The organism is Streptosporangium pseudovulgare, from assembly GCF_014648055.1.
Lineage (GTDB): Bacteria > Actinomycetota > Actinomycetes > Streptosporangiales > Streptosporangiaceae > Streptosporangium > Streptosporangium pseudovulgare.
The window spans coordinates 104,506-127,479 of record NZ_BMQJ01000013.1 but is presented as its reverse complement, the minus strand read 5'-3'; the positions used below and the strand labels follow the sequence as shown (position 1 = coordinate 127,479).

General features: G+C 72.3%; 27 protein-coding genes and 2 pseudogenes. 10 read left to right on the top strand and 19 right to left on the bottom strand.

The window, feature by feature from the left end; genetic code table 11:
• Positions 1-93: 93 nt before the first annotated feature.
• On the bottom strand, positions 94-258 hold the full coding sequence (locus tag IEZ10_RS24700; protein ID WP_229811608.1) for a hypothetical protein: 165 nt from the start codon (positions 256-258) through the stop codon (positions 94-96).
• 219 nt (positions 259-477) lie between these two features.
• Here IEZ10_RS24700 and IEZ10_RS24695 point away from each other — a divergent pair, with 219 nt between their 5' ends.
• The gene (locus IEZ10_RS24695; RefSeq protein ID WP_229811607.1) at positions 478-1,089 is read left to right on the top strand and encodes a TetR/AcrR family transcriptional regulator; all 612 of its coding nucleotides are present in this window, start codon (positions 478-480) and stop codon (positions 1,087-1,089) included.
• 91 nt (positions 1,090-1,180) lie between these two features.
• Here the strand turns inward: IEZ10_RS24695 and IEZ10_RS24690 are convergent, their stop codons facing one another.
• The 12 genes and pseudogenes from IEZ10_RS24690 to IEZ10_RS24640 form a co-directional block, all read right to left on the bottom strand.
• Positions 1,181-1,330, bottom strand: coding sequence for a hypothetical protein (locus IEZ10_RS24690; RefSeq protein ID WP_189248899.1), 150 nt, complete (start codon positions 1,328-1,330; stop codon positions 1,181-1,183).
• A gap of 91 nt (positions 1,331-1,421) precedes the next feature.
• Positions 1,422-2,276 (bottom strand): recombinase family protein, encoded by an 855-nt coding sequence (locus tag IEZ10_RS24685; RefSeq protein WP_189248898.1) that lies wholly within the window; start codon positions 2,274-2,276, stop codon positions 1,422-1,424.
• Between the two features lie 481 nt (positions 2,277-2,757).
• Positions 2,758-3,174 (bottom strand): nuclear transport factor 2 family protein, encoded by a 417-nt coding sequence (locus IEZ10_RS24680; protein ID WP_189248897.1) that lies wholly within the window; start codon positions 3,172-3,174, stop codon positions 2,758-2,760.
• A 47-nt stretch (positions 3,175-3,221) separates the two neighbouring features.
• Positions 3,222-3,437 (bottom strand): NAD(P)-binding domain-containing protein, encoded by a 216-nt coding sequence (locus IEZ10_RS39180; RefSeq protein WP_229811636.1) that lies wholly within the window; start codon positions 3,435-3,437, stop codon positions 3,222-3,224.
• Positions 3,438-3,562: 125 nt separating this feature from the next.
• Positions 3,563-3,808 (bottom strand): annotated as a pseudogene (locus IEZ10_RS39175) (NAD(P)-binding domain-containing protein); the annotation flags it as partial.
• A gap of 56 nt (positions 3,809-3,864) precedes the next feature.
• Positions 3,865-4,215: an MDR/zinc-dependent alcohol dehydrogenase-like family protein gene (locus IEZ10_RS24670; RefSeq protein WP_189249050.1), complete on the bottom strand. Its 351-nt coding sequence runs from the start codon at positions 4,213-4,215 to the stop codon at positions 3,865-3,867.
• 328 nt (positions 4,216-4,543) lie between these two features.
• A pseudogene (locus IEZ10_RS40430) lies at positions 4,544-4,864 on the bottom strand (alcohol dehydrogenase catalytic domain-containing protein); the annotation flags it as partial.
• Positions 4,865-4,970: 106 nt separating this feature from the next.
• Positions 4,971-5,735, bottom strand: a complete 765-nt coding sequence (locus IEZ10_RS24660) for an SDR family NAD(P)-dependent oxidoreductase (protein ID WP_308426297.1) — start codon at positions 5,733-5,735, stop codon at positions 4,971-4,973.
• Positions 5,736-5,814: 79 nt separating this feature from the next.
• Entirely contained in the window at positions 5,815-6,246 is a 432-nt protein-coding gene (locus IEZ10_RS24655; RefSeq protein ID WP_189248896.1) for an Rrf2 family transcriptional regulator, read from the bottom strand.
• 296 nt (positions 6,247-6,542) lie between these two features.
• Entirely contained in the window at positions 6,543-7,226 is a 684-nt protein-coding gene (locus IEZ10_RS24650) for a Tn3 family transposase (protein ID WP_189249026.1), read from the bottom strand.
• A 384-nt stretch (positions 7,227-7,610) separates the two neighbouring features.
• Positions 7,611-7,898: a hypothetical protein gene (locus IEZ10_RS24645; protein WP_189248895.1), complete on the bottom strand. Its 288-nt coding sequence runs from the start codon at positions 7,896-7,898 to the stop codon at positions 7,611-7,613.
• A gap of 251 nt (positions 7,899-8,149) precedes the next feature.
• The gene (locus IEZ10_RS24640) at positions 8,150-8,875 is read right to left on the bottom strand and encodes a TetR/AcrR family transcriptional regulator (protein ID WP_189248894.1); all 726 of its coding nucleotides are present in this window, start codon (positions 8,873-8,875) and stop codon (positions 8,150-8,152) included.
• A gap of 127 nt (positions 8,876-9,002) precedes the next feature.
• On the opposite strand from IEZ10_RS24640, the gene IEZ10_RS24635 reads away from it, so the two are divergent.
• Positions 9,003-10,040 carry an amidohydrolase family protein gene (locus IEZ10_RS24635; protein WP_189248893.1) on the top strand — a complete coding sequence of 346 codons (1,038 nt, stop codon included), beginning with the start codon at positions 9,003-9,005 and terminating at the stop codon, positions 10,038-10,040.
• Between the two features lie 141 nt (positions 10,041-10,181).
• On the opposite strand, the gene IEZ10_RS24630 is transcribed toward IEZ10_RS24635, so the two are convergent.
• Positions 10,182-11,105 carry an alpha/beta fold hydrolase gene (locus IEZ10_RS24630; protein WP_189248892.1) on the bottom strand — a complete coding sequence of 308 codons (924 nt, stop codon included), beginning with the start codon at positions 11,103-11,105 and terminating at the stop codon, positions 10,182-10,184.
• A gap of 426 nt (positions 11,106-11,531) precedes the next feature.
• Here IEZ10_RS24630 and IEZ10_RS24625 point away from each other — a divergent pair, with 426 nt between their 5' ends.
• The 3 genes from IEZ10_RS24625 to IEZ10_RS24615 are packed head-to-tail and all read left to right on the top strand — an operon-like array spanning position 11,532 to position 14,175.
• Positions 11,532-12,368: a CPBP family intramembrane glutamic endopeptidase gene (locus IEZ10_RS24625; protein WP_229811605.1), complete on the top strand. Its 837-nt coding sequence runs from the start codon at positions 11,532-11,534 to the stop codon at positions 12,366-12,368.
• Positions 12,365-13,519 carry a sensor histidine kinase gene (locus IEZ10_RS24620; protein ID WP_189248891.1) on the top strand — a complete coding sequence of 385 codons (1,155 nt, stop codon included), beginning with the start codon at positions 12,365-12,367 and terminating at the stop codon, positions 13,517-13,519. The genes IEZ10_RS24625 and IEZ10_RS24620 overlap by 4 nt, the downstream gene beginning before the upstream one ends.
• A complete protein-coding gene (locus tag IEZ10_RS24615) occupies positions 13,516-14,175 on the top strand; it encodes a response regulator (protein WP_189248890.1) in 660 nt (219 codons plus the stop codon). Before IEZ10_RS24620 ends, IEZ10_RS24615 begins: the two co-directional genes overlap by 4 nt.
• A 140-nt stretch (positions 14,176-14,315) precedes the next feature.
• Here the strand turns inward: IEZ10_RS24615 and IEZ10_RS24610 are convergent, their stop codons facing one another.
• Entirely contained in the window at positions 14,316-15,269 is a 954-nt protein-coding gene (locus IEZ10_RS24610) for a helix-turn-helix transcriptional regulator (RefSeq protein WP_189248889.1), read from the bottom strand.
• Between the two features lie 174 nt (positions 15,270-15,443).
• Here IEZ10_RS24610 and IEZ10_RS24605 point away from each other — a divergent pair, with 174 nt between their 5' ends.
• The 4 genes from IEZ10_RS24605 to IEZ10_RS24590 all read left to right on the top strand — a co-directional run bounded on the left by IEZ10_RS24605 (position 15,444) and on the right by IEZ10_RS24590 (position 18,889).
• Positions 15,444-16,532 carry a winged helix DNA-binding domain-containing protein gene (locus tag IEZ10_RS24605; RefSeq protein WP_189248888.1) on the top strand — a complete coding sequence of 363 codons (1,089 nt, stop codon included), beginning with the start codon at positions 15,444-15,446 and terminating at the stop codon, positions 16,530-16,532.
• Between the two features lie 204 nt (positions 16,533-16,736).
• Positions 16,737-17,282: an anthrone oxygenase family protein gene (locus IEZ10_RS24600; RefSeq protein ID WP_189248887.1), complete on the top strand. Its 546-nt coding sequence runs from the start codon at positions 16,737-16,739 to the stop codon at positions 17,280-17,282.
• Between the two features lie 112 nt (positions 17,283-17,394).
• On the top strand, positions 17,395-18,003 hold the full coding sequence (locus IEZ10_RS24595; RefSeq protein WP_189248886.1) for an NAD(P)-dependent oxidoreductase: 609 nt from the start codon (positions 17,395-17,397) through the stop codon (positions 18,001-18,003).
• A gap of 346 nt (positions 18,004-18,349) precedes the next feature.
• The gene (locus IEZ10_RS24590; RefSeq protein ID WP_229811604.1) at positions 18,350-18,889 is read left to right on the top strand and encodes a DUF1062 domain-containing protein; all 540 of its coding nucleotides are present in this window, start codon (positions 18,350-18,352) and stop codon (positions 18,887-18,889) included.
• A 123-nt stretch (positions 18,890-19,012) separates the two neighbouring features.
• On the opposite strand, the gene IEZ10_RS24585 is transcribed toward IEZ10_RS24590, so the two are convergent.
• From IEZ10_RS24585 to IEZ10_RS24570, 4 genes are all read right to left on the bottom strand, one after another.
• Entirely contained in the window at positions 19,013-19,996 is a 984-nt protein-coding gene (locus IEZ10_RS24585; protein WP_189248884.1) for a helix-turn-helix transcriptional regulator, read from the bottom strand.
• 198 nt (positions 19,997-20,194) lie between these two features.
• On the bottom strand, positions 20,195-20,536 hold the full coding sequence (locus tag IEZ10_RS24580; RefSeq protein WP_189248883.1) for a TraR/DksA family transcriptional regulator: 342 nt from the start codon (positions 20,534-20,536) through the stop codon (positions 20,195-20,197).
• 117 nt (positions 20,537-20,653) lie between these two features.
• The gene (locus IEZ10_RS24575) at positions 20,654-21,598 is read right to left on the bottom strand and encodes a rod shape-determining protein (protein WP_189248882.1); all 945 of its coding nucleotides are present in this window, start codon (positions 21,596-21,598) and stop codon (positions 20,654-20,656) included.
• Positions 21,599-21,976: 378 nt separating this feature from the next.
• A complete protein-coding gene (locus tag IEZ10_RS24570; RefSeq protein ID WP_189248881.1) occupies positions 21,977-22,366 on the bottom strand; it encodes a hypothetical protein in 390 nt (129 codons plus the stop codon).
• 223 nt (positions 22,367-22,589) lie between these two features.
• Here IEZ10_RS24570 and IEZ10_RS24565 point away from each other — a divergent pair, with 223 nt between their 5' ends.
• Positions 22,590-22,946 (top strand): hypothetical protein, encoded by a 357-nt coding sequence (locus IEZ10_RS24565; RefSeq protein ID WP_189248880.1) that lies wholly within the window; start codon positions 22,590-22,592, stop codon positions 22,944-22,946.
• Positions 22,947-22,974: the final 28 nt, after the last annotated feature.

Sequence of the window (22,974 nt, the reverse complement as noted above, 5' to 3'; positions counted from 1 at the left end):
CTCTCCCGGGCGGCTCCGGCGACGGTGTGGTGCCGGCCTGGCCCGGGGACGGCGTGGCCGAGGTGGGATCGTGATGGGTCATCGTGCGATTTGTCAGCTTCCGAGGTCGGCCACGGTGGAGGCCGGGTCGTCGGGGTCGTCGTAGTAGGAGAACTCCCCGACCTCTATCAGCGGCGAGATGACCAGTGGTTTCAGCAGCACCAGGCGCGGCCGGCCGGGCATGGGGTGCACCGCGGACGGGTCGGCGGGAACAGACATCACGAAATCGTCATCTTTCCGATGATGTGGTGGAGAACGTCAGACCTGGTTGCCTTGGCGTCGTGCGCGCCGAGGTAGGGCGCACCCGCTTGTCGTCCTTGAGGACGGGCTTCGACCTGACCGTTCTTATCGGTACGGAACGCACCGTACCGATAAGATGATGTCCAAGCCGGGTTCCGGTGTCAAGTACGAACCGTTCCGTACCGATAAAGTGCCGGCATGACCGACACGCCCCACCGTCGCGGCGCCGACCGAACCGAGGCCATCATGCGGACCACGCTGGAACTCGGCCAGGAGATCGGTTACGCCAAACTGAGCATCGAGGCGGTCGCGGCCCGTGCGGGCGCCAGCAAGCAGACCATCTACCGCCGATGGTCATCCAAGGGAGCCCTGCTGCTCGACTCGCTGCTGTCGCTGAACGAGCCCGGCCTGGACTACCCCGAGACCGGCGACCTCGTCGCCGACCTGCGCGCGCAGATCTACGCGGCCGTCGATCTGCTGGGCAGGCCACCCTTCGGCCCCTTGTTCAAGGCCCTGATCGGCGAGGCCCAGCACGATCCCCAGATCGCCGCCACGCTCAACGAGCGCTTCATCGCCCCACAGGCGGACAAGACCATCGCCCGACTGAAGACGGCCCGCGACCAGGGCCAGCTGTCGCCCGCCTTCGACCTCGACCTGGCGATGGCGATCCTGTCCGGCCCGCTGTACTTCCAACTCCTGATCACTCAGGAACAACTGACCCATGAGTATGTCGACCGGATTCTCAACGTCCTTTTCGCTGGCATGGGGCCCCGGCCACAGATCGACCGGGAACCTCCCGAAGCCCAGTGAGTCGTCATACCCCCGCCGCACCCACGGCGACCGTCGTTTCCGCCGGTCGGTCACATGTTCCGGATGTTCGGCGGATACCACGGCAGCCCCCTCACCCCCGGCCCGCCTCCAGCACCGCCCCCACGATCGACGCCGAATCGGCCGACACCCCCAGCCCCTCCACCAGCACCGACGGCGTCGCCTCCACCCCCGCCCGGCCCGCCATCGCCGTCACGAACCCCACCCATCCCAGATGGGACATGACCCAGATACGCCAGAAACCCGCCACGAGATGATCTTGGTTATTGATCGAGTGTGCTGACGCGGTTCGCGTACTCGCGGCGGGCCTTGCGCTATGCCGGGACTGCCGTGTTCCCCGGGGTGCCACCGAGAGACTGGCAGAGGCCGAGGAGTCGGCGGTGGATCGCCGGGACGGCGGTGACGCGCAGGGTGTAGCCCTGGCCGCGCCGTACGGGCACGCCCTGGTCGAGCGTGGCGCGCTCGGCGGGTCCCAGGTCGGCGGTGCGGAGGAAGTCGGCGACCTTGCCGGGCATGTCGAGGGCGACCGGCGCTTCCGGGGCCGGGGCGTCCGGGTCGGCGGCTGTGTACTCGGGCAGGAGGTCGGCGACGGCGGTACGGATGGCGCCGCGGCTGACGCCGTGGTCGCGGGCGAGGGCGGCGATGGACCGGCCTTCCAGGTACGCGGTGCGTACGGCGTCGGTCTTGTCGGCCGGGACGGCAGGGCGGCACCCGCCCTTGCCGCCCTTGGCCTCGGCGGCCCGCAGCCCGTCGTAGGTCAGCTCGCGCTGGAGTTCGCCGGCGGCGGCGAGGGGCTGCACCATGAACTTCACGGTGGACAGCAGCTCTCCGGTGCGCGGGTGGCGGGCGGTGAGGTCCACCGCGGAGAACACGCCGTCGTGAATGCGCAGGGAGAGACGGTCGCGATGCAGGACGTCGAACACGTCGAGGATGTGCCCAGTGCCGCGCACAAGGCGGAACATCTCGGAGATGTGCACGGTGTCGCCCGTCCGCGCGTACGTCAGCAACTCGCCGAACTTCGGGCGCTCCAGGGGGTGGAGGCGGCTGGAGGTGCCAGCCTGTTCCTCGAAGACGACCGGCTCCTCAATCCCGGCTTCGTCCAGGACGAGGTTCTGCCGGGCGGTCGACTGCTGGTCGGTCGAGACCCTCTTGTAGACCAGGTTCGCCACCGAGGGCCCCCTTCCGTACGGAGGATCGGACCCTATCTGTCGTCAAACCCTGTCAGCAATCGCCATCGGATCTGATTGGATTCGCGCTGCCGTGACCCCCCGGATTGCACGGGTTCATTGGACGCGTCGCCTGCCTGTCGGCAAACGTTTGCGAACACCATTCAGCCGGGCGAGGAGGCCGGAGACCGGCGGAACACGGTGGGGGGCGAAAGTCCGTGGGCGCCGGTCAAGTTCCCAGCGCGGCAGGCCCGGCGGGCGGCACGCTGGTCGACATGGCGACACCGGCCGACGGCCTGGCGACGCTGGGGGACCTGGTCGGCAGTCATCGCCGAAGGCCGACCGCCCCAACGTGCTGACCGGCAGCAATTGGCTGGGGGCGAGTTCTGCTCTCCGTTTCGGCTTCGGCTGTGTCTCGGCTGACCCTGTGCGTACATGCCCGGCCGGGCCGCCCCGGGCCGCGGGGTCCCTGAGTGTCCTCCGCTCAGCCGGCGTTGAACGCCTCGGCGACGGTCAGTGTGTCCTCGTACAGGTGCATGCGAACGATTCGGCCGTCCTCGACCGCCAGGTGCATGGCCACCGGTGTGGTGAACTCCTTGCCGCTGGCCACGGCGGTGTGCGTGAAGACTGCCAGCAGCACCACGTCACCACCGTCGACGATAAAGCGCTCCAGCACGACCTCGCTCTGGCCGTGCGCGAAGTGCGGCCACATGGTGGTGAAGTAGAGGGCGACCTCCTCCCGGCGGGTACGGCGCCCGGTCCAGGGCAGCGCGTCGCTGCCGGGGACGTGCCAGTCGATCTCCTCGGAGAACAGTTCCTGGATGCCGTCGGGGTCCTGCCTGCCGAGGCGCTCCAGGAATTTCTCGGCCACGGTCCGCGAGGTCTGAGCATCTGGTGCCATCGTCCTTGTCCTTTGTCTCTTCGTCTCTTGAGGGTGTCGGTCGGGCCTCAGCCCTGGAACAGGAAGTGCTTGCCGCTCAGCGGCCCGCCGAGTTGCATGAGCGCCCCGCCTTCGCGCAGCGCGCCAAGGTCGACCGGCGCGAACCCGAATTCGGTCAGCAGCCGTGTGAAGGGGGTCTTGGCGCTCTCGTCGTCACCGGCGAGGAAGACGACCTGGTTGCTGTCCTGGTGCCGGGGATCGGGAGCCATATAGGTGGCGAACATGGCGTTGAGGCCTTGATCAGCGTGGCGCCGGGCAGTTGCTGGGCGACCCACTCGCCGCCGGTCAGCGGCGAGACATCGGCGAAGCCGCGGTAGGGGTCGGACCGGCCGAACTGGTTGGTCATGTCGACCACCACTCGGCCCGTCCAGTCCCCGAGCCGCCGCCCGACTGCGGGGACCGCGCCGAACGGGACGGCGAGCAGGACCAGGTCGGCCGCCGCCGCTTCTTCGAACGTGGCCGCCGAGGCGCCGGGCCCGATGGCGGCGACGGCGTCGCCGAGTGTGCTGGGGCCGCGGCTGTTGCTGACCAGCACCGGGTGCCCGGCGCGTGCCACGTGGGCGGCCACGGCTTGTGCTGGTGCTCCCGCACCGATGGTGCCGATGGTCTTGAATTTCATGCGGTCACTGCTCCCCTGCGGTCCAGGCTTGGTCAGTTCAGCTTGAGCAATACGGTGCCGGTCCCGCTGGTCCGCGCCGCCGAGATGGCGCTCGGCAGCTCGTCGAGCGGGTAGGCGGCATGAACGGCGAGAAGGTGTGGATGCTGCGCGGCGATCTGGAGGGCGGCTCGCCGATCGGCGGCCCGGATATCCCCAGGGCGGGTCGCCCAGCGCGTGATGCTCACCGCGCGGACCTTCAGTTCCCGCATGAGCAGCTCCAACGTCGAGAGCGTCCACGGCTGCGCGGCTAGATCGCCCCAGACGACCAGCGTCCCGCCATCGTCGACAAAGGGCAGGATCTCCCGCACGAAGGGACCGCCGTGCGCATCGGCGATGACCGGCACCGGCCTCCCGCGGACCGCCCCCCTCCAGCTCGCGCTGCCAGCCGCCGCTTCCGGAGACCACGACGGGCACGTCCGGCCAGTTTGTGCGGACCGTTGACGCAGCACGGTCACTGCGGACGACGGCGACAACGGGCCAGCCACGGTCGCGGGCCTGCTGAACGATGAGCTTGCCGACGGCGGACGCGGCCCCCGACACGAGGAGTGGAGAATCGCTCGGTGCTGCCGCGGCAGCCCTCAGCTCATCGACCGCACGGAGCACGTCACGAGAGGTGATGGTGTTGACGAGCAGGACGCTCGCCGTTTCGTCGCTGAGGGAGTCCGGGACGGCTACGGCGGCCTCGGCCGGCACGGTGATGTGCTCGGACCATGCGCCGGGGGCCGGAAAGACCGCTACCCGATCACCGACACGGAGCGCCGGCACCGAGGGACCCATCGCAGTCACCACGCCCGCCGCCTCGGTGCCCAGCCTGCGCCCCGCGGATCCGTCCGGCAGGCCGGTCTCCGTCGCGACCAGATCGCCGCGGTGGACCGGGGAGATGCTGACACGCACTTGGATTTCGCCGGTCCGAGGGGCCGGCGCCTCCGGCCGGTCCTCGATGTGTGCGACGGCTGCCGCATCGCCCGCCCGGTAGTGGACCACGCTCTTCATGACGCACTCCTTGTTGTGTCAAAGCCGTTGCCCTGGCGAGACGGTCGCAATTACGCGGCTCGGAGGCCCTGGAGCGTCGATGCGTCCCGCCTCGCCGATTCGCCGCCTAGAGCTGTGTGACGCCGCCGTCGACGAGAAGTTCCGCGCCGGTGGTGAAACTGCTTTGGTCGCCGGCCAGGTAGAGGGCGGCAGCGGCGATCTCGTCGGGACGGCCGAGGCGGCCGAGCGGGGTCGGCGGGGCGGGCTCGGCCGCGGTGGGCCGATCGTCGCGCGGAAAAGCGGCGACGAGCTCGGCCAGGCCAGGGGTCTCGACAGGGCCGGGGGTAAGAGCGTTGACGCGGATTCCGCGGCCGGCCAGCTCAGCGGCCCAGGTGCGTGCGAGGCTGCGGACCGCGGCCTTGGAGGCGGCGTAGACGCCCAGGCCCGGGGTGGCCAGCAGGGCCGAGTTGGAAGAGATCAGCGTCACCGAGGCGCCGGCCGTCAGCAGCGGCAGCGCCTTCTGGACAGTGAAGACCGTGCCCTTGAAATTGATCGAGGCAGTGCGGTCGTACTCTTCCTCGGTGATCGTGCCGAGCGGGCTGTATTCCCCGACCCCGGCGTTGGCCACCACAATGTCCAGGCGGCCGCTGCGGTTCGTGATCTCGGCGAAGACCCGGTCGAGGTCGCCGAGATCGGAGACATCGGCCTGGATGGCGATGCCTAGGGCTCCGACCTGTGCGACGGCGGCGTCGAGCTCGGTCTTGCGGCGCCCGGTCAGGTAGACGGTGGCGCCCTCGGCGGCGAAACGGCGGGCGATCGCCAGGCCGATGCCGCTGGAGGCGCCGGTGACGAGGGCGGTCTTGTCGTCCAGTTGTCCCATGAGATTCTCCAATTCCTTAGTGTAACTATTTTGGTTACATCGATGGCCGCGGAATGCGACCCCTCGATCAGGGGAAGTCGACGGTTCGAGGTCAGGCGGCTTTCAAGACGTCCCGCAGCACGTCCTCCAGCGTGGTCTTGGCCAGCTCCCTGCGCAGGGCGGCCTCCACGTCGTCGTACACGGCGGTCATTGCCGGCCCGATGCCGTGGCCCACGACGCACTCGGGGTTCGGTGTCGCGCGATGCAGGGCGAAGACCGGTCCCGGTTCGATCGCCTGGTAGACGTCGAGCAGGGTGATCGCCGCCAGGTCCCGCACGAGCATCCAGCCCGCCCCCGCCCCCCGCCGTGAACCGGCCAGGCCGGCCTTACGCAGATCGCCCAGCAGGCGGCGGATCACCACGGGGTTGGTGTTGACGCTCGTCGCGATCTGCTCGGAGGTGGCGACCTCGTGGCCACGCCGCTGATACAGCCCGATCCATGTCAGGGTGTGCGCCGCGATGGTCAGTCTGCTGTTGGCACTCACGTCGGACTCCACCTCCCCCACCCCCCGGCTTTAGTCGTAACCATAGCTATTACAACCCTATGCGGCAAATCCTGCGGAGCTGGCTGGACCGGCCTCGTCAAGGAGCACGCCACCCGCGAGCACACCATCGCCGAGTTCTTCTCCGTCAAGCCGGGCCACCGTCCATCGACTCCTGGAACGCACCCACGGCCGGCACCACACAGAAGCCGAACGGCGGTAGGGCCCCGCCAACCTACCGGCGGGTCCGGTGTCCCCTGGTCTCTGAGCCAGTAGGACTCCAGGGCCGACTCTCCTGGTCATGCCGCCTGGCCGTAGCCGTCCGGGGCGGGCGGGTCGTTGCCTCGGAGCGGGCTGAAGTCGACGTCCAGGTGCGGGCCGTACGCCTCGGGCTGGATGCCGAGTTCGTGGGTGGAGTACTCGCCGAAGCGGCGGATGTGCTCGGTCGAGTACGGCGAGATGTAGGCGAGGTCCTCGGGGTCGATGATGTAGCCCTCCTCCTGGAGCTGGCGCACGATCTCGGCGATGTCCAGGGTGTTGTGGAAGATCACCGCGTTCGTGAGCAGGGCGTTGAACTTCACGGTCTTCTCCTGCTCGACGGGGTCTTTGTCGGTGATGACGCCGCCGTTGCCGAAGCCGATCCACTGGGAGAAGCCGTTGAATGCTTCGACCTTGTTCGTGGCGGCGGTCACCCGCCGGCGCAGCGGGGCGTCCGAGAGGTAGCGCAGCAGCTGGACGGTGCGGATGATGCGGCCGACCTCGCGGAGGGCCGTGTAGGTCGCATTCTTGCGTGAGCCCGCCCGCAGGCGCCGCAGCAGCAGCGTGGAGGAGATGGCGCCCTCGCGCACGGAAACGGCCACCCGCACCAGGTGCCGGAACTGAGACTCGATCAGGTCGAAGTCGATGACGTTGCGGCCCGGCTCCCCGAACAGGGCGTCGATGTGCACGTATTCGGCTCTCTTCGTGGGCCGGTAGAAGGTCAGGTCCTTCCGTGCGGGAGATGATCCCGATCAGTGAGCGCTCCGGCATCCTCGCCTTGATCTCCTGCTCCAGCACCCTGGCCGAGGCCCGCTGCCCCTCGGAGCGGTGCGCCTTGAGCGAGGGGATACCGGTCTCCGAGTCGATGACCAGACCCTCGTTGTCCGGGTACCCGGCATCCGCCGCCGCGGCGGCCGCGGTGAGCTGTCCTCCAGCTGCCGACGGAAGGCGACCGCGTCGTACGGCGTCTCGTCGCCGGGCGCGGCGAGGCCGACCTCCACCAGGTAGTCGCCCAGCTTCGCCTCGACGTCCTCCCACGGCAGGAGTTGCTCGCTCCAGTCGGCGTACTCCTCCAACCCGGCCACCGCGACGTCACCGGTGCGCAGTTCCTAAGCGAACGCGGCGAACACCATCGCCTCGAAGTGCTTGCGCACGAAGACACCGGGCCGGTTCTTGTCCCGTACGGCCTTCTGCCAGTTCAGCGTGGCGAAGGAGATGTCGACCGGGCGGCCGCCCTCGTGCCGCTCCAGGATGTAGTCGCGGGAGGTCTTGTACCGGCGGGCGTGCGCGAGCGCGTCCAGGACGCGGTTGTCCTCGGAGGTTGCCCGCAGCTCCAGTCGGCTGGTCAGGTCGTACATTGTGGAGCGGTCCTTGAGCAGGTGCCCGTACAGCAGCACCTCTCAGTAGTTGCCGTGGTGGGCCGCGACCTTCTCGATCTGCTCGTACTGGCCCGCGAACCCGCCGGCACCCGCTCCGGCCGCGCCACCCCATCCGGCCAACCCGCCATCACGCCCCCCGTACTCCCCCGAACGGCCGACGCCCCGCACCCCGCGGCCTTCCCCGTTCCTACCCATCCCCCGGCCCCGCCCCCGGTGACGGCCGGTCCACCGGCGCGCCCCCGGACCGGACCGTCCCCGCGCGGAGGCGGCTATGCGGACAGCCGATCCAGCCATTCCGCCAGCAGCCGCTGTTCGGCGTGGCTGAGGACGTTCTGGTCCGGCAGTGCGGCGCGCAGGGCGCGGGCGGCGCCGACCGGGCCCTGTTCCTGCACGGCCGGTTCATCGTTGGTGACGGTGGCGATCATCGCTTCGCGCAGCGCGAGGAGGAGGGCGGGGTCACGCTGGGGTTCGGGCAGGGACAGCCAGGTCAGGACGGCGCCCCGTGCGGTGGCGTGGATGATCTGGGCCGCGAGGTCCTCCCTGACGCGCAGCCGGCCGGCGACGGCCAGGCGGCGGATGCGGTCCATGAGGAGTTGGAGGCCGACCCGGAAAGCGGTGGTGGACCTGGCGGGCTCGCCGTACATCAGCGCGTACAGCGCGGGGTTGGCCAGTCCGAACTCGACCGCGGTGTCCCAGCCGGCGCGTAGTTCCCCGATCGGGTCCTGCGGGTCGGGGTCGATGTGCTTGGCGGCCAGGAACCGGGTGAAGCCGTGTTCGGCCACGGCGTCGAGCAGCCCCTCCTTGTCGCCGAACAGCCGGTACAGGGCCGGTGGTTGCAGTCCGGCGGCGTCGGCGACCGCGCGGGTGGTGATCGCGTCGCGGCCCCCGCGCTCCAGCAGGTCGATCGCGACGTCGATGACCCGGCGGCGGGTCTGCTCGCGTGCTGTGGCGCCGGGCTCCGCGCCAAGCTCCACGCGGTTCTGGTCAACCGGCATGTATCGATGATAACGCCGCCCGGATACCGGCGTGTTATCGCCGTTAACGCCTCTCTGTTGACGCTGTTAATAACAGTGATAACGTCTTAGCCGTTCCATTGGAAACATCAGCGCAAGGAGCGTCGCCATGACCGATCGGCTGCGGATCATCGGGGTGGAAGAGACCGTCGTCGTACCCGCCGTCTACGAGGCGTACCAGCGGGCCGGATCGCCGCGCATCCCCGCCCGCGGCTTCGGGGACGGCCCGATCGCCAGGAACCTGCGTGAGGTCGGAGAACAGCGGCTGGCCCACATGGACGACCAGGGCATCGACGTCGCCGTCCTGTCCCTGTCGTCGCCGGGTGTGCAGGACCTGCCGGAGGCCGACGCGATCGTGGTGGCCCGTGAGGCCAACGACCAGCTCGCGGAGATCGTCGCCTCGCGCCCCGACCGCTACCAGGCGTTCGCCGCGATCCCCACCGGGTCGCCGGCCGCCGCCGCGGCCGAGCTGGAGCGCGCGGTGGGCGAGCTGGGCTTCCCCGGCGCCATGTTGTACGGCCGCACCGGGGACAAACTGGCCGACCACCCGGACAACGACGAGCTGTACGCCACCGCCGAGCGGCTTGGCGTGCCGCTGCACTTCCACCCGCAGATGCCGGTCCAGCCGGTGATCGACGCCTACTACTCCGGCGTCGGCCAGATCGGCACGCCGCTGGCCGGGGCGGCGATCGGCTGGTACTACGACCTGGGCGTGCAGTACCTGCGCATGATCTTCTCAGGTGTCTTCGACCGGTTCCCCGACCTGCAGGTGATCGCCGGCCACTGGGGCGAGATCGTCATGTTCTACCTCGACCACACCGGATTCTTCGCCGAGGCCGGCGGCCTTCAGCGGCCGCTCGCCGACTACTTCAGGCAGAACTTCTGGGTCGCCGGCAGCGGCACCAACAGCCCCCGCTACCTGCGCTGGACCGCCGAGGTCATGGGCACCGACCGGATGCTGTACTCCACCGACTACCCCTTCACCTACGGCTTCCGCCCCGGCGGCTTCCCCTACGTCGACACCAGCGACGGCGCCGCCCGCTCCTTCCTGGAGGAGGCGCCCTTCACCGACGACCAGAAGGCCGACATCGCCCACCGCAACTGGGAACGCCTCACCGCCCGCGCGGCCGGACGCCCGGCGGCCTGAACTCCTCCGTGGCCGCGCCGTACCCGACGCCGGTTTCGGCGGTGGCCCACAGGCGGGCGGCACCAGGGACACGGCGGCCGAGGCGGCCCGTGCGGAGCCGGCCGTCCGCTCGCCGCTCGCGCCCCGTCACTCACCACGCGCTCAACGTGCGGCCTGCTCGGCGACGCGCTCGATGGCCTGGACGGCGACGTCGGGCTGGTCGACGTAGATGTAGTGGCCGCTGTTCTTGGCCGTGCTGAGCTTGCCGGCGCTGGACAGCGCGAGCCACTTGCGCTGGCCTTCGGCCCACGCCTTCTCCAGACGCGGCCCGTACTTGGGGACGGCCGCGAGGTACGGCTGCCCGTGCTGGATCACCTCCACCGGGATGTCCCCGGCGGAACGGACCTTCCCGTCGGTGATGACGAGCTTCTCCGGGTTCTGTCCCTTGAACACCGCGAGGTTCTGTGCGCGCAGCTCGGCCGCCGGGCCGGTGGCGGACTCGGGGATCGCCTTCGTGATGTCGTCCAGCATGGTGGAGGGGGTGGCGTCCATCAGGACCAGCCCCTTGACCCTGTCCTGGTGGTCGGGGGCGTACCTGGCGGCGATCAGCCCGCCCAGCGAGTGCCCGGCCAGGACGACCGGGCGGTCGCCGGCGACGCGGTCGAGCACCCCGGTCAGGATCTCGCCGGTGCTGGCGAAGTCCTGCGGGCCTTCCGGCTGGTCGCTGGCGCCGGCACCGAGCCGGTCGTAGGAACAGACCCGGTTCCGCTCGCTCAGCGTCTTCTGGAGGGCGGCCAGCTTGTCCAGCCCGTCGCCGGCTCCGGCGATCAGCATGACGACCGGACCGTCCTTCTCCGGGTCGCCCGAGCAGGACACGTTCACCGACCGGCCCGCGACAGTGATCTTCTCGGTCCCGGAGATCGGGGCGGCGGCCGTCCGCGTGGCGGTGGGCGTCTGCGTGGTGGAGGCGAGGGGGTCCCAGTCGTCCAGCTTGTCCAACTTGTCCGCGCCGCAGCCGGTGACCCCCGCGCCGAGCACGGTGCAGCACAGCGCGGCCGCAACGGATGTCCTGGTCTTGCCGAGCATGAGGTCCTCCAGTGAGAGTCGACGCCGGGGTGATGCGCACGGCGGTGTCGTGGAAGGCGACGGAGCGCCGTGGCTGCGTCGTAACGCTAGGGATCCGGCGGCCCGAGATCGTCCCCGCGCGGTGGACATTCGCCGGTAGCTCGCACGGGGGACAAACGCGGCCTGCCGGAGAGGATCGCGATCGCCGCGCTCCGCCGTGCGGTGCGGACGCCACCGGAGAGGGACGCGATCGCCGCGCTCTGCTGTGCGGTGCGGACGCCACCGGAGAGGGGCGCGATCCACGGCGGCGCCGTACGGCGAACCGCACGTGCGCCTGTCCCCCGTGCGAGCTACCGGCGAGTGTCCACCGCGCGGGGACGACTCCGGACCGCCGGATCCCTAGCGTTTCCCTGCGTAGCGGCGGTGTCCCGCCGTGGAAGCCCCCACGTGAGGAAGATCGTCATGCGGTTGTTGAAACAGCTCGTGCCCGTCGCGTTGGTCGCCTTCGCCGGCGGCGCGATCGTGGGCGCGGTGCAGGGGAACTGGTTCCTCACCCTGATCCTCGGCGTCGCGACGGCCGTGCTCGCGGTGCTCGTGTACGCCCGGGTGGTGCGGTGGTCCGAGCGCCGCGCACCGGTGGAGGTGGCGGCGCAGGGCGCCGCCCGCGCCATCACGCGGGGGACGGTGATCGGTGTCGCGCTGTTCACGGCGGTCATCGTGAACATCGCTCTCGTGGGCGGCTACCGGATCGACGGCCTGGGCTCACCGGCGGGCGCGCTCGGGTTGTTCGGCTTCATGGCCGCCGCCGCGGTGACGGAGGAGCTGCTCTTCCGCGGCATCCTGTTCAGGATCGTCGAGGAACGCATGGGGACGTGGGTGGCGCTGGCGCTGACCGGCCTGTTGTTCGGCCTGTCGCACCTGTTCAACCCGCACGCCGACCTGTGGGGTGCGATCGCCATCGCGATCGAGGCGGGCGGCATGCTCGCCGCCGCCTACGCCGCCACCCGCACCCTGTGGGTGCCGATCGGCGTGCACTTCGGCTGGAACTTCGCGGCGGCCGGCATCTTCGGCACCGAGGTCTCGGGCAACGGCGCGACGCAGGGGCTGCTGCACGGTGTGACGTCGGGCCCCGCCCTGCTCACGGGCGGTGGATTCGGGCCCGAGGCGAGCCCGTACGCGGTGGTGTTCGGCCTGCTGCTGACGGTCGCGTTCATGTGGCTGGCCCGCCGGCGCGGCAACGTGGTCCCGCGCCGGCGCCGCTCGACCGCTACGCTCCCCCAATGATCGATCTGCGGCGGGTCACGGACCTGTGGCGGCGGTGCGACGTCGTGGTCCGGGACCTGCCGTTCGGGCTGCTGCTGGCCGTCGCGTCGCTCCTGCCGGCGCTCCACGGCAAGGGGACGCAGGTCGGCGACCTGCCGATCCGCCCCTTCGACGCGCTGGCGTTCGTGGTGATCGCCCTGGAGTGCCTTCCGCTCGCCGTGCGCCGGCGGTGGCCGGCCGTGTGCCTGGCCCTGGTGTCGCTCGGTTTCGTCCTCGACCAGCTCCACGCCTACCACGTGCTCGCGAGCAACGCGATGCCCATCGCGCTCATCAGCGCGGGCGCCCATCTGGAGCGCCACCGGCGCGTCACCGTGGCCCTCCTCTCCATGGCGTACGTGTCGCTGGCGTTCGCGCTCGGCCGGCTCGGCGCGCCCGAGAAGGTGGAGGGTTACGTGGTGTTCTACCTGGCCCTGGCCCTGGCGTGGGGCATCGGGACCTGGCTGCGCTCCACCCGCGCCGCCGAGGCGGAGCACCGCCGCCACGTCGCCGAGGCCACCCGCGCGGCCGAACGCACCCGGATCGCCCGCGAGCTCCACGACGTCGTGACGCACCACGTGACGGCGATGGTCGTGCAGGCCGAGGCCGCACGCTACCTGACCGCCGTCCCCGACCGCCTCGACGCGACGCTGAGCGCCGTCACCGACACCGGCCGGCGGGCCATCACCGACCTGCGGCACATGCTCGACCTGCTCAAGGCCGATCACGACACCGACGTCGGCATGCCCTCCGCCAAGGAGCTGCGCACCCTCGTGGAGCAGACCCGCCAGGCCGGGCAGCCGGTGGAGTTCACCGAGGAGGGCAGTCCCGCCGAATCGGCGGGCAGCGCCGAGTTCGTGACCTATAGGGTCGTCCAGGAGGCCCTGACGAACGCCCTCAAATACGCCCACGGCAGCCCGACCGTGGTCCGGGTGCGCTACCGCGAGAAGGAGATCAGCGTGGAGGTCAGCACCGGCGGCCCCGGCTCCAGGGCCGTCTCCCCCGGAGGGAGCGGGCGGGGCCTGGCCGGGCTCCGCGAGCGGGTGGACGCCCTGGGCGGCGAGTTCAGCGCCGACCGGAAGGCGGGTGGCGGCTTCGTGGTGCGGGCCCGCATCCCCGCGGGGAGCCCGTCGTGAGCGCGCCGATCCGGGTCCTGTTCTGCGACGACCAGGCGCTGATCCGCACCGGCTTCGCCACGATCATCGACGCGCAGCCGGACCTGGAGGTGGTGGGCGAGTGCGGCGACGGTCGCGCCGCGGTCGACCTCGCCCGCCGGCTGAGCCCCGACATCGTGGTGATGGACGTGCGGATGCCGGTGCTCGACGGCATCGAGGCCACCCGCCTGCTGGCCGGCGCCGGGGTCGAGAGCCCGATCAAGGTGCTCGTGGTGACGACGTTCAACCTGGACGAGTACGTGTACGAGGCGCTGCGCGCGGGGGCGAGCGGGTTCCTGCTGAAGGACGCCCCGCCGGCGCAGCTCCTGCACGGCATCCGCACCGTCGCGACGGGCGCGGCGCTGCTGGCGCCCGAGGTGACGCGGCAGCTCGTCGGCAGGTACGCGGCCCGGATCCGCCCCGTCCGGGCCACGCCGGGCGAGACCGCGCTGACCCCGCGCGAGCTGGAGGTGCTGCGCCTCATCGCCGACGGCCGGTCCAACAGCGAGATCGCCGCGACGCTGGTGATCAGCCAGGAGACCGTCAAGACGTACGTGTCGCGCATCCTCACCAAGCTCGACCTGCGTGACCGCGTGCAGGCGGTGGTCTACGCCTACCGCAGGGGCCTGGTGACCTGAGACGCACCGCCCGGTGCGGTGATCGTCACTTCTTCCGTTTCGTCCTGGATCGCGCTGCGCCGACGCGTCGATTTCCACCCCGGCCGGCGCGTCCTCGTCCTCGGGACCGGTGAGCGAGCCGGTCCCGGGACCGGGCCGCACTACGCGGAGGCGTCGGCGAAGCGTCGGGCCAGGCGCGCGAAGGCGTCCTTGAGCTCGGCCGGGCCGACGACCTCGATGTCGGCGTCGAACCTGCCGACGGCGGAGGCCAGGCCGGTCCACGACCACGAGCCCAGGACGAGCCGGCAACGGTCCGGACCGAGCTCCTCCACGGCCCCGTCGCGGACGTAGGGGGACACGTCGGCCGCGGGCAGGCCGAGGATCACCTCGCCGCGGCAGGGCTGGTCGCCGGAACCGTCGGAGCCCAGGAACCTGCCGGCCACGAAGGCGGTCACCGTTCCCCCGGGCAGCTCGCGCGGGGTGAAGCGGGGCCCGGCCGGGAGGCGCGGGACGATCCGGTCGGCGCGGAAGGTGCGCCAGTCCTCGCGGTCGAGGTCCCAGGCGACGAGGTACCAGCGCCCGCCCCACGTGATGAGGTGATGGGGCTCCGCCCGCCGCGGCGAGGACCGCGGACCGTAGTCGAAGCGCAGCACCTCACGGGCGTGGACGGCGGCGCCGAGCACCATGATCACTTCATGGCCGACCTGCGGGGCCGGCCGGGACGCGGGCCGCTCGACGGCGGTGACCTGGAGGGAGTCGATCCGGTGGCGCAGTCGCGCGGGCATGACCTGCCGTACGGTGTTCAACGCGCGGGCCGCCGCCTCCTCGATGCCGGCGCCACCGGTGACGGCGGTCCGGAGCGCGATGGCCAGGGCGACGGCCTGCTCGTCGTCGAACAGCAGCGGAGGCAGCCGCGTGCCGGAGTCCAGCCGATACCCGCCGTCGGGTCCCTTGAACGTCGCGATGGGATAGCCGAGCTCACGCAGCCGGTCGACGTCACGGCGCACGGTACGCGGACTGACCTCCAGCCGCTCGGCCAGCAACGCCCCCGGCCAGTCCCGGCGTGTCTGGAGCAGCGAGAGCAGGGCCAGCAGTCGCGCTGAGGTCTTCGGCATGGAATCCATCGTGCCGCAAGTAGCGGCCACATCCTGACCTCTACTCCTGCGACCGTTGTCCTCCACCGGGCGCCGCGCGGCGTCCCGAACCGACAGGAGCGATATGCCCGTCCCTCTCCCTCCGCGGCGAACATCGCGCGCGAACGGCCGGCGAGCGTGCGGCGGCCTGACCCGATGACCGTTCTCGGCATCCGGGCGCTCAACCGCGCGACGCTCGCCCGTCAGCTGCTGCTCGACCGCGCCGACCTGCCGGTCCTCGACGCCGTCGCGCACCTGTGCGGCCTGCAGGCGCAGGAACCGCAGGAGCCGTTCACCGGGCTCTGGTCACGGCTGCGCGGCTTCGACCCGGCGGTGCTGTCGGACCTGCTGATCCGGCGCGACGTGGTGCGCACCCACCTCATGCGCCGCACCGTCCACCTCCTCGCCGCCGGCGACGCCCTGGCCTGGCGGGCCCGCCACGACCTCATGCTGCGCCGGCGGGTGCTCGGAACCTACCGCCGCGAGCTCGCCGGGACGGACCTCGACGAGCTCGCGGCGGCGGGCCGGGCGGTGATGGCCGACGGAGAGCCGCGCTCGATGGGCGAGCTCGCGCGGGCGCTGGCCGGCCGCTGGCCGGAGCCGGGACACCGGGCGCTGGGCGAGATGCTGGTCGCCGCCCTCGTCCCGATGGCGCAACTGCCGCCGCGCGGGCTGTGGCGCACGAAGGCGGGGGTGCGCAACGTCCCGCTCTCCTCATGGCTGGGGCGGGAGATCGACCCACCGCCCGCGGACGGCACCGATCCGGTGGGTGAGACGCTGGTACGGCGTTATCTCACCGCGTTCGGCCCCGCCGCCGTGGCCGACCTGCGCGCCTGGTGCGGCCTGGCCGGACTGCCGGCCGCGGTGGCCGCGATCCGCGGGGAACTGGTCTCCTTCCGCGACGAGCGGGGACGGGAACTGCTCGACCTCCCCGACGCGCCACGCCCCGACCCGGACACGCCCGCCCCGGTACGGTTCCTGCCGGCGTTCGACAACACGATCCTCGGTTACCACGACCGCGGCCGCATCATCGACGACACCGACCGCGGCCTGTCGGTCGCCGGTGCCCGCATGGCCCTGGTCGACGGCCGCGTCGCCGCGACCTGGACCGTCGAGGACGGCACTGTGATCGTCACCCCGCTGCGTTCCCTCTCCCGCGCCGACCGCGACGCGGTGGCCGAGGAGGGCCGGGCGCTGGCGTCGTTCCTGTCCGACGGCGACAGTGACCGCGTACGGCTCACGTGATCAGCGGGGAGGGCCCGGCGTCGCCGTTCGCCGGCGGGATCCCTTCCGGTGGACCGGCACCCGATCGCCGGGAGGCGTACCGCGGACTACCCCCGGCGTCGTACGGCGTCGCGGCCCGGCCTGCCACCGGCTCCGGCGGGAGTAGGGCGGATGACTCCGCGGGCGGGACGCCGCCGGACCCCGGCCGGACGACGATTACCGGTCATGAGAACCCCAGCCAGGTACATCCACGGGGCGGCGTTGCTGGCCACCGGGCTGCTCGCGGGCGCGTTCGGATACGGCGCGGCCAACGTGATCCCCACGTTCGGGGCCGTTCCGCTGGATGTGCGCCTGACCTTCCACACCACGATGATGAAGGTCAACGAGCCGGTCATGCAGAGCGCGATGGCGCTGGCCATCCTCACCACCTTCGGCCTGGCGATCACCGGCCGCGGCCGGACCCGCCGGACGGCGCTCGGCGCCGGCGCGCTGACGCTGACCTCACTGCTGATCACCGTGTTCGGCAACATCCCGCTGCACGCGCGTTTCCGGAAATGGGCCGCCGGCCCGATCCCGGAGGACTACGCCCAGGTCTTCCAGCGATGGGAGCTGTTCCACACCCTGCGCACCCTGACCGCGCTGGCCGCTTTCATGCTGACCATCCTGATCGTCACCGTCGCCGGCCGGCCCGCAGGAACACCCGCGAGCCGGGCATCCGGCTCCACGAGACGCTCGTCGACGCCGACCGGGCCGACGCCCGCCGCACCATGACCGCCCTGACCGTAAAGGACAAGACCTTGCGAATCGAGGTCCGCCAGTTCGCCCGGCTCACCCCCGGCGGGCGGGTTCACCGCGTCGGCTCGATCACCCGGACGGTGGAGCCGTGAACCTCACCCTCATCGGCTCCACCGGCCGCACCGGCCGCCACGTCCTCACCGAGGCGTTGCGCCGCGGCCACCGGGTCACCGCCTTCACCCGCGACGCCGCCGCCCTGCAAGCACGACCGCACGCCGTCGTCGAAGGAGACGGCCGCGACCCGGAGAAAATGCGCGCGGCCGTGGCGGGCGCGGACGCGGTGATCTCCATCATCAACGGTGGCGACGGCCGCGACCCGCACCGCGCGGCCCAGGCCACCCGCACCGTCATCCAGGCCATGACCGGGACCGGGGTCCGGCGGCTGATCGCCACCACCCCCTACCCGATCGTCGCCCGCAAGCCCTACCTGCTCATGTGGCTGCTGCACCGCCTGCTGGCCACCCCCTACGCCGACGCCCGCGACCTGGAACGGGCCGTGAGCACCAGCGACCTGGACTGGACCATCGTCCGGCTGACCCGGCTCACCGACCGGTCCGCCACCGGAGCGGTCGCGATCCGCCGCGGACCACTCGCCAAGCCGCGCGCCCTGACCCGGGCCGACGTGGCGAGCACCCTGCTGGACATCGCCGAGGAGGGGCGTCTGAGCGGCATGGCCGTCAACGTCCACGGACGCTGATCGCCTCACCCCGCCGGACCACGCGACGGGGCCCGGAGCGTCCGGCTGCGGACTCGCCGGGGTGAGCTCGAACGGGCGGGGACCACCGCCGCCGGAAAACCGTTTGAGCCCTCTCTCCGCGTTCCCGTAGGGTGCCTGCGGCCCCGTCACAGTGAGGAACAGAGGACAGAACCGCGTGACCCCGCCTGCTCTTTAGACCTGACACCTTCTTCCGCTCACCTTCAAGCCGACGCTCTCGCCGGCTCCGCCGGGCTGCCCTCGTGCGCCCGGTCATACAGCGTTTGAGGCCGCGCGTAATCGGCCTCGTGTCAGGTCTAGAGAGATCATGTCTTCACAACCTCATATCGTGCTGCCCTGGGTCGTCCGCCGGACCAGGCTGCCTCTGCTGTCGTTGCGGTGCGTGGACTGCCGGTCGGAGTCGGCCACCACCGGCGAGGGCAGGTTCCGCGTCAACGCCAACGGCAAGCTGCTGGACGTGTGGCTGCTGGTCCGCTGCGTGTCCTGCGACCGGACGAGCAAGCTCACCGTGCACGATCGGGCGCCGGTCAGATCCTTCGATCCGGCCGAGCTCGACGGCTACCACGCCAACGATCCGGAGCTGGTGGCCGAAAGGCTGCTGGATCCGCTGCTCGCCCGGCACAACCGCTTCACCCTGGACTGGAAGGGGGCCTGGCGGCTGGACGCCCCGCCGGCACGGCCCGGCGAGGCGTGGCCGGTCCGGGTGGAGGTCGCCTTCGCGGATCCGGTGCCGGTGCGCCCGGAGCGGCTCATCGCGCACGGGCTCGGCCTCAGCAGGAACGAGGTCCTGCGCCGGATCAAGTGCGACGTTCCGCTGCACCGCCCGACGAGCACCGGATTCGCCTTCACCGTGATGGCCGGGGACTAGCGGGGATGTAGCCGCGACGCGCGATCCCCCGAACGTCCGCGCGGAACACATCTCGTCCGGCGGCGGCTCCGGCGGCACGGAGCCGCCGCGCCGGTCACGGCCGTGACCGGCGCGGGCGACCGGTCAACCGCCCGCCTCGCCGTACAGGGTGACGAGCGCGGCGGCCGTCTCGGCCATCAGGGCCCGCAGCTCCGGCGGCTCCAGCACCTCGATGTCGGTGCCCAGGCGCAGCAGCAGCCAGCGGGCGTGCCGGACCGACTCGATCGGCAGGCGCACCACCGCCCAGCCGCGCTCGTCCGGCTCGCCCGCGCCGGCCAGCGCGATGTCCGCGGCGTCGTCGCCGACGGTGTAGCGCAGCAGGCCCTCGACGCCCGGCGCGACCCGCACCACCGCCTCGGCGGTGTACATCCGGCGGCGGAAGTCGGCGGCGTAGCGCTCCCAGTAGGCGGCCAGGTCGAACCCGGCGGGCCGTTCGAACCGCCCGCCGAGCACCTCGGCGCTGACGATCCGCGACACCCGGTAGGTGCGCGGCTCTCCCCCGCCGACGGCGGCCACCATGTACCACGACCCGCCCTTGAGGACCAGCCCGTACGGCTCGGCCACCCGCTCGACGTCGCGCGGCCCCCAGCGGCGGTAGGTCATCCGCAGCGGCCGCTGGTCCCACACCGCCTCGGAGACCTCCGTCAGAAAGGGCGCCTCGTCGGCGCCGCGGTACCAGCCGGGCACGTCCAGGTGGAAACGCTCACGCATCCGGGTGGCGTGCGAGCGCGGCTCCGGCGGCAGCGCCGCCAGCAGCTTCAGCTCGGCGTTGGCGGCCACCTCCCCCAGCCCCAGCTGGGTGGCGGGCCCGGGCAGCGCGGCCAGGAACAGCGAGGACGCCTCCTCGGCGGTCAGGCCGTTGAGGCGGGTGCGGTAGCCGTCCAGCAGCCGGTAGCCGCCGGCCGGGCCGCGGTCGGAGTACACCGGCACCCCGGCCGACGACAGCGCCTCCACGTCCCGGTAGACGGTGCGGACCGACACCTCCAGCTCCCGGGCCAGTTCGGTGGCCGTCATCCGTCCCCGGGTCTGCAGAAGCAGCAGCAGTGACAGCAGACGGCTCGCGCGCATGGGCCCCATTGTCCCGCAGCCGCCCCGTGCGGGCCGCCCGGATCCGGCCCGGGCCGCCCCGCGCGACCCGGCCGGGCGCCCGCACGGCATGTACGGCGGGCGCGGGGCACGACCGTGCTGATCCGTCCCGGCGGCCGGGTCGGATCGCCGCGCCGCCGGGTGGGGGCCGCCCCTCACGGCCCCCACCCGGCCCGCACGCTAGGCGGCCTCGTGCAGGCGCTGGCAGGCGACGCAGTAGCGGGCCAGCGGCCGGATCTTGAGCCGCTCGAACGGGATGCCCGCCTCGCAGTGGGCGCAGCGGCCGTAGGCGCCGTCCTCCAGCCGCTCCAGGGCCCGGGTGATCTCGGCGACGGCGCGGTCGGCGGCGGTCATGGACACCACCAGCTCCTGCCAGGTGCCGTCGGCGCCGGTGCCGTCCTGCGCCTCGGCCTGCAGGCCGACCAGCTGGCGGGTGCGCCGCTCCAGCTGCTCCTGCAGGTCCTCGCGGAGCGCCTGCAGCTGGATGCCGCTGAGGTGGGGCTTCGGGCGGATGTCGGTCATGGTACGGATTCCTTCCTGGTGACAACAGGCACCGAAGCGGCCCAACTGCCGCAGACGGTGATGATCGGGGTGAAGAGGCTCAGGAGCCGTGGAGGGTGACGACGGGCACCGAGGCCGTCAGCGGCCGCGGACGGTGGTCCGGGCCGCCGGAACCGGCTGCGGACACAGGCTCACCAGGCCGCGGATCGTGGCGTGCTCGGGTTCGGGCGCCGCGCCGACCGGCACCCGCAGCGCGGCGCGCAGGCGCTCCAGCAGCCGTTCCTGCCGGGCGCCTCCGCCGGTGACGACCAGGCCGGCCGAGCGCAGGCGGCCGGGCAGCCGGCGCAGCAGACCGGCCGTCATGTCGACGACGCCGTCCAGCGCGTAGAGCGGCAGGCCGGTGCCGGTCGTGGCGCTCAGCTGGAGGACGGCGGCGTCGGTGATGACACCGCCTTCGATGACGACGGCCTCGACGAGACCCGCCCCCACGTCCAGCAGCAGGCACGGCCGGGGACCGGTGACGTCCAGCCCGGCGCCGACGGCCGCGGCCAGCGGCCCCTCCACCAGCGTGGCCTCGCATCCGGCGACCTCGGCGACCGCGGCGCTGACCGCCCGCCGGTCGTCCGGCGTCGCCGCCACCGGCACGCCGGTCAGCACCCGCTCCGGCGGCCAGGCGCCCGACCAGCGGGCCTCCAGCAGTACCAGCCGGACCAGCCGCAGGTAGGCCGCCGGGTCGGCGACCACGCCGTGCCGGACGGGCCGCACCGGGCCCGGGACGCCGGACGGCCGGCCGACGACCGCCGACGGCCGGTCGGCGATGGCGCACCCGCCCGACGACACCGACCGGGTGCGCGCGGTGCCCACGTCGAGCGCCACGAAGCCCCGGCGTGCGGGGGGCTCACCGGGGGCGTCGCCGGTGAGCACCGGGGTGCGGGCGTCCGCCGGTTCCCGGCCCGCCTCCGCGCGGGACCGCGGAACGGCGGTGGCGAGCCGGTCGTGCGGCAGCCCGCGCCCCTCCTCCGGCCGGGCCGGGGGCTGTTCGCGGTGCTGCGGATGGATGTGGGCTGATCTGACATCGGCCATGGCGGTGATCGCTCCTAGCGTGTGCCCGAAAGCAGGCTCACCCCGCTCACGGGCGGGGGCCACGGCGGCGTCTCGGCCCCGCGGCAGGCGGCGAGGGAGCCCGGCGCGCGCTGCGCCGGGTCCCCGCGGCGTGAGCGGCCGAAGACACCGGATGAACGAAAGGCGGCGGCCAGGTCCCGTCCCGTGGCTCTCCGCCGCGCCGCGCGCCGGCCGTACGGCGCCCCGCAGGGCAAGGACGGCGAAGGCGGCGTAGGCGGCGAAGGCGCAACCCCGGACGTGTCCCGCGGGCGCGGCCTCAGGGCAGAGCCCGCGGCTGACGGCGGCCTCGACCGGCGGAACCGGTCCGGGCGGCCGCGGCGGAGAGCCGCGGGACGGGACCTAGATCGAGGAAACCCGGGCCGGCGGGCTGCGCGACCCCGCGATGCGGTGCGCGAACTGCTGCGGATCACGGATCAGGTCCGCGTCCGGGCCCGGCGACGGCAGCAGCGCCAGGTGAGCGGCGTCCTGCTGCCGCTCGCCGCGCGACGGCCACAGCGACAGGACGTGGTGCTCACGGGCTCCGGCGGCCTGCGGCGGCAGACCCGGGGGCGCGTCGTCCCACGTGCCCGCGCCCCACGCCGGGCCGGACGACAGCCCCGCCCGGTGGGCGGGCTCCCCGCCGTTCCAGGCGCCGGGCGAGCCGGCCAGCAGCAGGGACAGCAGAACCAGGCCCATCACGGCGACGGCCGCGACGGACCCGCCCGCTGTGCTGCGCCGTGACCTGGTCATGAGGCCGACCATAGCCCAGACGATGCGAAAAGGCATGTCCATTCGTTTCGGCTCCGTTCCGGCGTGCGCCGCGGGGGTGCGGGCGGGCACGGTTCGCCGAATCCTCCTGCCCGAGGAGGCCGCCGAGTGGACCGCGGGTGCGGGCGGGCACGCGCCGGGGTACGGTGGCCGCGACACCCCCCTTTTTTCTTTCCGTTTTTCTTTCCGTCGGCCAGGAGGAGACGTGCGCAGCAGACTGCCCGCCGTCCTGCTCCTGTTGCTGTCGGCGTTCGTTCTCCTGCCGCCTCCCGGCGACGCCCACCGGTCCGCCGACGCGGCGCCGGTGGCCTGGTGGAGCGGCCCGGCCCTCCATGCCGCGGCGGATCCGGCCCTCCACGCCGGGGCGGACCCGGTTCTGCCGCGCCTGCACCCCGCCCGCGGCACACCCGCCCCGCCGGCGTGGCCCGCCGTCCTGCCGCCCATCTGGGAACCGGGCGGCACCCTACGGCCGGCCGGCATCGCGGCCGGCCCCGCTCCGGCGGCGCCACGGCCGCGCCCGCGCCGGGCCCCGGCCCGCGCACCGCCCTCCACGACGCGCTGACGTCTCTTTTCCCCGACAGCCCGTGGAG